The following is a 4026-nucleotide window of genomic DNA, read 5'->3' on the forward strand; positions in this document are numbered from 1 at the left end:
AATTTTGGGGTCGCAAAGCTACTATCCATTCGAAAGAGAAGTTGATTAAACCGTTCTAAAACAGGTGTGATAAAACTGTCTGCCTCTTCAGAACAATAACGATTACCAGGACGAAGCTGGGCATTGAAACAATAACCTGTCTTCCCCTCGAAAGCATAAAGAGGATGATAGCCATGAGCACGATAGTGGGCGTTATAAGCAACACCTTCTTGCTTGCCATAAGTTGTGAAATGGGTAGAATCGATATCTACAATGAGTTGGTTTAGCTGGTGAAACTGTAAAAAGAATTCGACCAATTCAAGGTTGAGGCATCGCAAACTATGGACTGTTTCCTCGTCAGTTCTGGAAAGAAAACGGGATAAGGTTGGCTGTGAAGCAAGCTGCCCTCCTTCCAACAATTTTGGAAAGTAGGCATCAGCTGACAATTCTTTACAAGCATAGTCCGTTCCATAGCCTGTTAACAGTTGAAAGAGGAACTGGACAAGAATATCTGAATCCGAATAACGACAGTAGCGGCGTTGGTCATTCGTTACTAAATACTTAGAAATCCGCTCTTTTAGTTTCAACTGGGAAAAAAGTTCCTGAAAAAAGATAAGACCACCATACTGGGTTAAATGACCTCCATCGAAAGATAGTTGGTAAAAAGACTTGTTTTGGAAGTGATGATTTGGTAAACTGTTCATGTGAGTTTCCTTTCTTTTTGTGTTTTTTTCTACACTTATACCATAAAGGGGAAACTCTTTTTTGTCTAGTAAAAAACACCCATTGGGTGAAAAAAGAAACCATCCAGGATCTAAGCTAAGGCAAGGATTCTGGAGGGTTTTTAGATTAGGGGTGAATAATTGGGGTTTAACTTACTATTCACTCAAATCATATTCATACTCAATTTGGCTGATATCACCAGCTGCGAAGGCTTCACGCGCTTGAACAAGCGCTTTTGGACGAAGGAAGGAACCAACATGATCTACTCGGAAAGGTGCGTGTGTATGTGTCATCTTTTTCTCCAATTCTATTTCTAAGGTAAAATTGCTAAAGCACGAACAGGCGAACCAGTCGCTTGATTCCAGTTAGGGAAACTGATACTAATCAGGGCACTTGCAGCAGGCACTTGATTTAGGTTGGCTAATACTTCTACCTGATAAATATCCTGCTCCAAGAGATAGTATTCATTGAGAAGCCCATGCTCAGCAGCAGGAATGCCTGCATCAGTGTCAAAAGTCTCATGACCGACGGCCTTGACCTGACGTTCATGAATCAAAAATTCTAAGGCTTCTCGGCTCCATCCAGGACTCTGTTGCACCCCATTTTCATCAAGATTACGCATAGCATCTTGATCAGGCCAACGTTTGGACCAGTCTGTCCGAAAAGCTACAAAAGACTCTGGCAGGATTTGTCCATGTTCCGCTTCAAAGTCCAAGATATCTTGCTTCGTCAAAATATAGTTTGGATTTTCAGCTACTGCTGCCGACTTATCGATAACAAAAAGAGGCAAAAGCAAGTCCTTGAGGTCAATCTCCTCCAACCAACGACCACCTTCAACAAAGTGAATCGGAGCATCAATGTGGGTACCGTACTGACCAACCACAGAAAACTGTTGCACATGGAATCCATCCTTCAAAGTGAATAAATCCTTCTTTTCCAAGGCTGGAAGAGCTGGGAAATGCGGGCTATTTTCATCAATACGATGGCTTAGATTGACCCATTTCTTTGATTTTAACGTTTCATAAAGCGATAATAAATCAGACATGACAGAACCTCCTTGATAGAAACATAGTTTCAAACTATATCAGTTGTAATAGATGCTTCTATTATACCAGCAAAGAATTCCCTAAACAAGCATTTATCGATTATATCGCATTACTCTTTTCTTGAGGTATATATAGTTTTAAACTATACCTTTCGACTGCCACACTATTTGTTACCTATGTTTAAAAATAAAGTTGACAATCTGTCAAAATCCATTATAATAATTACCATAAAAACAAAAAGAGGTTGACAATCTTGAAAAAATCATACACCTTAGTTCTTCCAGCTATCGGGGCTGCCTTGATTGCTGTGCTGGCTCAGATTACCCTTCCCCTTGGTCCTGTTCCCTTCACATTGCAAAATTTAGCGATTGGGCTAATTGCTACTATCTTTCGTCCTCGTGAAGCTCTTCTATCTGTAGGCCTCTACCTCCTTTTGGGTGGAATCGGTCTTCCTGTCTTTGCTGGGGGAAGTGCTGGTTTTCATGTCCTGGTCGGACCAAGTGCAGGCTACCTCTGGTTTGATTTGCTTTATGCCGGAGTGACCGCCTATCTGACCCATCCCAAAACCAGTCCCCCTAAAATTTTTCTGGCCAATCTACTAGGAGATAGTCTTGTTTTTGTCGGTGGCATCCTGGGACTACATCTCTTATCGGGTATTCCTCTAGCACAAGCTACTACAGTCGGTGTCCTACCATTTATACTCCCTGACCTTGGAAAACTAGTAACCATCACCCTACTTAGCCAACCTATTTTTAGAAGTTTGAAAGGACAAGGCTATTTTCAACAATAATAAAAAGAGGCTGGAACAAAATTCCGACCCCAAATATAAAAAAACGAACAAAACTATTTTTCTGGTAATCAGAATTTTGTTTTGTTCGCTTTTTTATTCAATTATAGATTTGAATAGCTTAATAGTTAAGGTTTTAAAAATTGAAATCTTTTTATACACGATTGTTTAAAAAGTTATCGCTACATCATTTTCAGTAACATGATAACTAAGCTCCTTAACATTGATATCAGCCATTGCCCTCATCCAGGAAATTGCGGATGAAGTTTGGGGCTAATACTCTTCGAAAATCTCTTTAAACTTTGTCAGCGTCGCCTTGCCGTACGCCAGTACTGCCTTCGGCTATCTTCCTTGTTTGCTTTTTGATTTTCATTAAGTATTACGTACCATCTCTCTAACATACCTAGTGAAAAGAGAAGCAGATAGAAATTGTGAACTGACTGAAAATAAATTGAGTTCATAGATTCCCCAAATCTCGGTAGAAAACAAATAATCATGAAGGACTTTCCCTTCCTCTGCCGTTAACTCTACCGTATCATCCATGCTCTTCATATAAGACTTAATCATAATGGCATTTAAAATATGTTTCTGTTTGTTTTGAGAATGGACATGCTTTTGATACTCCTTGCGATACAAGTCCTCAAGAGGAGCTATATTCTTTGGATCCAAGACATCTATGATTTCTTTTCTCAACTCAGAATCTGTATCATACTGAAAACCTCTCGCCAGAAAGAGAATTTCCTCTACACTGGCAGATATATTTCCCAAGGCAAATAGAAACTTTTCCACCGAAAGCTCACTCTGACCTGTTTCAAAGCGGGACAACATAGACGGCGAAAATTGTCCCCCGGTTGCTTGTCTCAGTGAGATATTTCTTGACTCTCGTAATTGTCTAAAGACTTTTCCAATCTGCTCCATAGACTTCCCCTTGATTCCGTATTTTCTTCATTTTATCATATTTTTCAGAAAATTCATCAAAAGCTTGCCAAATTGTCAGAGTTATGAGAAAATAGGGGATATTTATCATGTGGAGGGACTGTAATGAGAGAGGATATCAAAATCAATGACCGTGCTTTGGCCTTGCAAGATCAAATTATCGAAAAACTAGAGAAGGTTTTTGATACAGATGTGGAATTGGATGTTTACAATCTAGGGCTGATCTATGAAATCAATCTGGACGAAACAGGTCTCTGCAAGATTGTCATGACCTTCACTGACACCGCCTGTGATTGTGCCGAAAGCCTGCCTATTGAAATCGTTGCAGGTCTGAAACAAATCGAGGGGATCGAAGATGTCAAGGTTGAAGTTACCTGGTCGCCTGCTTGGAAAATCACACGAATCAGTCGCTATGGCCGTATTGCCCTTGGACTACCACCTCGTTAATCAGACCAATCACTTTTAAAGATGAAAAAAGCAAGCCGAAAATGGCTTGCTTTTTGATACTCAATGAAAATCAAAGGGCAAACTAGAAAACTAGCCGCAGGTTGCTCA

Annotated in this window: 4 protein-coding genes and 2 pseudogenes; 2 read left to right on the top strand and 4 right to left on the bottom strand. The window is 40.0% G+C overall.

Translation table 11 applies throughout. The annotated features are described in order from the left end of the window. From HT678_RS06275 to HT678_RS06285, 3 genes and pseudogenes are all read right to left on the bottom strand, one after another. A pseudogene (locus HT678_RS06275) lies at nucleotides 1–683 on the bottom strand (IS1380-like element ISSpn5 family transposase); the annotation flags it as partial. Nucleotides 684–857: 174 nt separating this feature from the next. Then, nucleotides 858–995 carry a hypothetical protein gene (locus HT678_RS06280; RefSeq protein ID WP_023933419.1) on the bottom strand — a complete coding sequence of 46 codons (138 nt, stop codon included), beginning with the start codon at nucleotides 993–995 and terminating at the stop codon, nucleotides 858–860. Nucleotides 996–1015: 20 nt separating this feature from the next. After that, nucleotides 1016–1747: a cyclase family protein gene (locus tag HT678_RS06285; RefSeq protein WP_138702396.1), complete on the bottom strand. Its 732-nt coding sequence runs from the start codon at nucleotides 1745–1747 to the stop codon at nucleotides 1016–1018. 254 nt (nucleotides 1748–2001) lie between these two features. Between HT678_RS06285 and HT678_RS06290 the strand changes: the two genes are divergently transcribed. Beyond that, nucleotides 2002–2538: a BioY family transporter gene (locus HT678_RS06290; protein WP_000750390.1), complete on the top strand. Its 537-nt coding sequence runs from the start codon at nucleotides 2002–2004 to the stop codon at nucleotides 2536–2538. A 378-nt stretch (nucleotides 2539–2916) separates the two neighbouring features. On the opposite strand, the pseudogene HT678_RS06295 reads toward HT678_RS06290, so the two are convergent. After that, a pseudogene (locus HT678_RS06295) lies at nucleotides 2917–3453 on the bottom strand (Rgg/GadR/MutR family transcriptional regulator); the annotation flags it as partial. Between the two features lie 123 nt (nucleotides 3454–3576). Here HT678_RS06295 and HT678_RS06300 point away from each other — a divergent pair. Next, on the top strand, nucleotides 3577–3918 hold the full coding sequence (locus HT678_RS06300; protein WP_001206380.1) for a metal-sulfur cluster assembly factor: 342 nt from the start codon (nucleotides 3577–3579) through the stop codon (nucleotides 3916–3918). The last annotated feature ends 108 nt before the right edge of the window (nucleotides 3919–4026 follow it).

Source organism: Streptococcus sp. 3167 (assembly GCF_013277175.1).
Taxonomy (GTDB): domain Bacteria; phylum Bacillota; class Bacilli; order Lactobacillales; family Streptococcaceae; genus Streptococcus; species Streptococcus pseudopneumoniae.

What these genes read in the sequence shown, in the direction of transcription:
- HT678_RS06280 (WP_023933419.1), bottom strand. Translation starts at nt 995, where the DNA reads ATGACACATACACACGCACCTTTCCGAGTAGATCATGTTGGTTCCTTC.
- HT678_RS06285 (WP_138702396.1), bottom strand. Translation starts at nt 1,747, where the DNA reads ATGTCTGATTTATTATCGCTTTATGAAACGTTAAAATCAAAGAAATGG.
- HT678_RS06300 (WP_001206380.1), top strand. Translation starts at nt 3,577, where the DNA reads ATGAGAGAGGATATCAAAATCAATGACCGTGCTTTGGCCTTGCAAGAT.